Consider the following 6,303-nt stretch of genomic DNA (forward strand, 5'->3'; position numbering starts at 1 on the left):
CTCACCTCAACATACACAGTCAACTCATTACTTTCTCTTCCTTGGCTATCAGTAGCTTTTAGAGTAACTGTGTAAATGCCAGGAGCTGTTGCTTTTCCTGGTGTTTCTGTTAATCCAGATACGATTTCTATTGTTGATGAGCCGTATGGTTTATTATTCGCATCTGTCGCACCATCTTCTGGATCTGTCACTGTTACTAACTCTGCTAACATTTCTTTAGTAATGCTTGTTCTTGATGGGTAGACTTTTCGATTAGCTTCAGTAGTTCCTTCTGTTCCTCTATGTTCTAGAACAGGCGCTGTATTCGTAACATTAGCGACTTTCCAGTTTCCAGCTGCTGTTGGATCTTGTCTTGCTTCTGGTTGGTATTCTACACGCAAACCTAGTCCTTTGCCGTAGGTTGCTGTATTATCCCCGTTAGCAGCTTCTTCTCTAATGTGAAGTTTCTTACCGTTACTTTCTTCATTTATAGGAATAGTAATAACATTTTCTGCTGGATTAGTAGTGCTTGGAGTAGAAGTAATTGTTCCAACATATCCATTTGCATCTGTCACAGTAGTATTTTCAGCACGAGTTGCATCTGTGTGCCAAGTACCATCTGCGCCACGTACAAGAGTGATACTATTTGGTTTATCTCCTGTTTCCGTACTGTTATGGAAGCGTAATTCTACTCGTTTGGCATCATGTGGCACTGTAATATCAATATGTTTGCTACCCGCAATGGTCGGTGATACAGAGTAAGCACCCATTGTGACTTCTTTTGCATCACTTGTAGTAGAGATTGTCGTACCTGCAACCTTATTCTCTACTGTAATACCTGATGATTTGGCAGTTTCTCCATTTTTAGCAACTGATTGGCGAAGTTTTACAGTGTCAGGAAGCGTAGCTGTCCATTTATCTCCAGTTAAAGTTACTTCATTACGCGCACTTGACAATACTGTATTAGCTTCATCATTCAGATGTAATTCTACCACTCTATTAGTTGCTTCGAATCCACCCAATGTACCACTTAGTGTACGACTAGTTGAAGTAACCGCAGTTGCGTCAAAAGTTGGTTTTTGAGGAGTGACTTGGACATCATTACTATTTGCAGATGATAAGTCATATGCAGTATTTCCGCTACCACCCGCAACTTTAACCACCGCATGAACTTTTTCTCCAAGAGCTAGATTAGAAGTATAATTAGTGGTATCGAAATTAACTGAACCTGCTCCTTGAGTTACCTCATCGCGACTTAACTCTTTAGAAGCAACTTTGTTACCGCCTTGGTACAATTCCACCGTTACCCTAGCATTTTCCTCTAACTGATTAGAGGTCGGAATATTACTAACGGTAACCGCTGGTCTAGTAGCTCCTTTACCATAGAAAGCATCCGTAGCAATTCTCGGTGCTTGTGGTTTGATGGTTATATTCACACCAATGTTTTGGTCACTGTAGTTATTTGTATTATCTCCTCGATCCTTCCGCACAGTACCGCCATACCAAACGTTAACATTTTCTGTATGTTCCCCAATTTTATTATCTGGGGTGTATGGTTTATTGTTTTTCCACCAACCAATAAAAGTTTCGCTTGGATTTGGAAGATTTGGATTACTTAACTTGACACTGTTTCTTGCAGTAACAGTAGTCCCAACCGTTGTCTCGATAGAGTCTTTTCCATCTTTGTATTTCACTTCATTACCATAAGTCTTGAAGGTAATTTCTTTCGTAACACTTTCTTCAACATTCGGATATGTTACTTTAATTGTTTTAGTTGTTACACCCGCTGTTGTACTTGTATCCGCAGGTGCACCACCTTCAAATTCAACACGAGTTCCTTTTGGCTTTGTACCTCCTTCAAACTCTATATAGTAGTCTGGAGTTACATCCTTAAAACTACCACCGCCTGAAACTAATCTTGACGTCAACGGTTGTCCAACGATTTCGTAGTAGGTCTTCACTTCTTCGCCGCCTACCTTACGATAAGTTACTTTCGGATATACCGTTACCGGAATCGTTATTTCAGTATTCGCACCATTTGCACTAACCGTCACAATTTTATTCGTAGTTCCTACTGTTGCCGTTGATGGTTTGTCATTGTCTTTCCATGATGCAGTAACCCCTTCAGGTACTTCTACAAAATTAGCTGCATTATCAACATTTTCAATAGTTGCATCTTTAATAGCGTAAATTGCTTTTGGTTTAACAGCTGTAATCGTAATTGTCTTGTCTGCTTTATTACCGTTCTTGTCTAAGACAGCTACTGTAACAGTATTGTTAGAAACTGTACCCAAAGTACCCGTAATTGATTTAGTAGTTGTATTATAGCTTAGACCTGTTGGTAAGTTTGTAACTTTAATATTACCTTCGTCAATACCTACACCTGTTCCATCTGATAGGTTAAGAGGAATATTAAGCGTATTTCCAACTTCTACTATTTGTGAAGAAGCTCCGATCACTGGTTTTGTTTGGTCACCATCAGTAGCCGTTCCAGTTCCTGCAATACTTTCGATATTTTGAGCAGAAACTTTAGCAGTCACACTTGTCTGGTCTTTTACAACTTGGTCTTTCAAGGTAATTGCACCAGTAGTTGCATCAATACTAATACTAATACCATCTTTTCCACCACTTGTAATTGTCCATTGGTTATCAGCACCCTTATTAGCCTCAATCGTTGTAGCCGTTTGAGGAGTTTTCGTCACTGTGCCATTATCTTCCAATTGATTACTGTCTGCTGGAGTATAACTTACTACTAATTTAGTAACATTCGGTTCATCTACAGGAGTTATCGTAACATCTCCGTTTGCTGAAGTTACCGTTGGTTGCGTTGGTCTAACGTTCACCGTAGCTGTTACTTCTTCACTTGATTTATCTGAATAGGTTACCGTTACTGTCGCTTGTTTTACTCCTGGTGTTGATGTATCTAAAGTCCCTGTCTTCCATGCAAACTTTGTGTTTGTTGGTAAGTTTGACGCGTTTGATATACTGTCTCTAGCTTCTGGTTCGCTATCTTTTTCTACAGTTTTCTCAACTGCCGTTGGTGTATAAAATTCTTTTTGTGCCGGAGCATTTACTGGAATTTGAATCTCCTCAGCAGAACCATCTGGATACGACACAGTTGCTGTGATATATAACGAACCATCAGCATTTTTATTTACTTCTTTGTTCGATGTAAATGTTAAGTTCGCTGTATCTTTCTGGATATTCACTGCACCTTTATCCGCTTTGAATGTTAACGTGTCTTTAATACTATTAAATTCGCCATCAGTTAATGTCGAATTAGGCTGTCTAATATCACGAGTAATTTGTGGAGTCGTTACAGTCGGTGTATATTTCGTTGCTTGTGTTTTAACTCTAAGCACTACACGAGTTTTACTACTTGGACTATTCTCTTTAGTTCCTGGAGAACCATGTAAGACATTTCCGGCAGCATCCTCTGCATTCGCATAAATATGCGCAAATTTCTCGCCATCATTCCACAAACGATTTCCATTTGGATTTTGTTTTGGTAATGTACCTGTAACATTTAAGGTAATTGGTGCATTGTGTTGTGTTTCTGCACTATCTTTAACAACTTTATTTTTAAAATCAAGACTTACATTTGATAAATTAGTTGCAGAACCATCATACCCAACAAAATTAGCAGATACTAATTTCCCTGAATTGTCATTCAACGTTGCTACTGGTAAGTCAGTTGTTTCTGTCGGTGTGATATAGACTACGCGATTTCCTTCTGAATCTGTTTCCGTATTTTGGAAATCAACCGTTGGATAAATCGCGTCACCCGGTTTAGCATCACCTGTACCTTCGTTACTTCCAATTTGGTCACGAGTAATTGCTTGCACTTTTACAGTTGAACCATCTTGTACTAAACGGTCTTTAATTTTTACAGTACCTGTAGTGCTATCAATCGTAATTGGAACATTTGATCCAAATAACCATGTATCTCCATTTTTAGATGCTGTATACGTTACTTCTTGTGGATTATCTCCCTGAGTAGTATATGTTACTTTTAGACGATTTACATTTGTTTCATTCAGTTGGGTAATTGTTACATCCCCATTATCTTGCGGTGCAACTACAGGAGTTGTTGGTTTTACTTTGAAGACAATTGTTTTTTCAATATAACGACGTCCATTGATTTCTGTATTATCTCCACTTTGTCCAGAAACTACTTCACCGATTCCTTTTGTTCCCGCATAGTTCTCTGGGAAATAAGCTCTTGCTCTAACAGTATATTGTCCTGGAGCATTATATTGAAGGGTACGAGTTGTTGTTCTTCCATCAATACTTACATAACGGAATGTCATTCCATTAGGGAAATTACCTTGATCTGTACGGTTTGTTCCATCATTTACTGTTAAGTAGTAGTTTGGATCCAGAATGCTGTCACCTACATTTGTTTCTACAGTAATAGAACTTTGATTTGGCTCTGGTGATTTTGCTTCTTCAAAGTCAACATCTAATACACGGATACGGAATTTCACTTCTCCTTGGTTTCCAGAAGCTACACCATTAGCACCATCTGATACTTTCATAGTTACTGTAGACATTCCTAATGTCGCGTCAGCTGCAACACGTCCTGAAATTGTATGTGTGCCATTGGCATTTGCCACTGCACCTGTAACCGAAACTGTATTATTCGTTCCACCAAATGTTACACCTTTTGGCAATCCTTCTACATATTGAAGATTTACACGTCCTGTTGCTTCATTATCATAGAAGCTTAACGGAATATCTAATTGACCATTTCTATAAATAGTCACAATTGGAGAGTTTGAATCATCTCCTGATAATTCAGTTATTTGATTATTCGATGGATTTGTCATCTTAACAGTCGGTGGTGAATCTTCTGTTACAATCAGAGTTACTGGTTTTTCAACTTTAGCAGGTGTATAAATCGTTACAGTCTTACCATCAATAGTTTTTTCATAGCTTCTTGCGCCATTTGCAAACTCAGCAACTACTTTATAATCTGTAATATTTCCCGCTGTCGGTAATGTTGTAGACTGTGCTACTTCTTGATTATTCTTAATCCATTTGAATCGCATTCCGTCTGGGAAATACTTATCGTCTGAATTAACTCTGTTGGCTGCTGTAGTTGTCAAGAAATGATGTGGATCTCCTAATTGTGAGTTTAATCGAACATTCTTAGGACTATCTTTAACATCAACGTCTACAATCGTATATTTGAATTTATAAGTTTTCTCGTTATTTAGCGCGTCTTTTACAGTAACACGTGCTTCACGGTCTCCTAAAGGTGCAGTACTATCAACTGTGTTGTTTGTTGTTAATTGATACTGTGTCTTGTTCGCCATGTTGCCTGTCTTAGGAGAATCAGCGTTTCCTTGTTTATTGAACCAAACACCATTTGGAATACCTTCTGCTTTTAGATAAGTTGTTACTCCAGAATTATCATTCACTTCAAATGTTGGATTGAAGTTAGCACCTCTATAAATAATGAAATGATTGTCTGCTGCATTTTCAGTCAACTCTTTACCATTCATTTTTACAGTTGGTGGAATTTTATCTGATTTTTCAACTGGAATTTGAATTACTTCACTTGTTCCATCAGGATAAGTAACTGTTGCACCAACATAATAAGTACCATTCGAATTACGTTTTACTGCACCATTCTCATTCATGGTAATGTTCATATCTGGCGTATTATACGCTACTTTTACATCACCTTTAGTCGCTGTAAAACTAATATTAGGTTTAATCGCATTAAATTCATCAGCTGTTAAAACTGCTCCATTTGCAGTAATGTCTTTATTAACCGCTTGTGAAGTCACATGTGGAACATACTTAGCTGCTTGTGTCAGAATCTTAAACTGTACACGTAATGGATTTGAATTTTGGTTTGTTGTATCTTTTAATTGATTTTCCGCAGCATCCATCGCTGAAACATAACGTGTTACTAATGAATCGTTATTTCCCCAGATATTATTCGTATTTGGATTAATTTTTGGAACTTTCCCCGTAATTACAATATCGTGTGGTGCATTAAAATCGCCATTAGTAGTTTTAGTTTTTTCATTATAGTTCAATCCAAAATCTAAGTTTGTAGATGTACCATTCCCTTGGAATAATACTGTTTCTAATAACTTACCAGAATTATCTTTTACTGTTCCTAATGTAATAGAACCATTTGATAAGTTTTCTGTTGGTGTAACATAAACTACACGTTGTCCATTCACTACTTCTGTATATTTTGAATTGAATTCAAATGTTGGAGCAATACGCTCACCTACTTTTGCAGCTGCTGTAGTGTTATTACTATTAACACTATCTGATGTAGCTACTTTCGCAGTTACCTCGGCA

General features: G+C 37.7%; 1 protein-coding gene. It reads right to left on the bottom strand.

Annotated features, from left to right (window positions below; all coding sequences use genetic code 11):
- Positions 1-6,179: Rib/alpha-like domain-containing protein (locus tag SMIDD26_RS11655; RefSeq protein WP_167747484.1), on the bottom strand; the 6,179-nt coding region annotated here is incomplete at its 3' end.
- Between the last annotated feature and the right edge of the window lie 124 nt (positions 6,180-6,303).

The sequence above is a fragment of the Streptococcus mitis genome, from assembly GCF_001579035.1.
Taxonomy (GTDB): domain Bacteria; phylum Bacillota; class Bacilli; order Lactobacillales; family Streptococcaceae; genus Streptococcus; species Streptococcus mitis_J.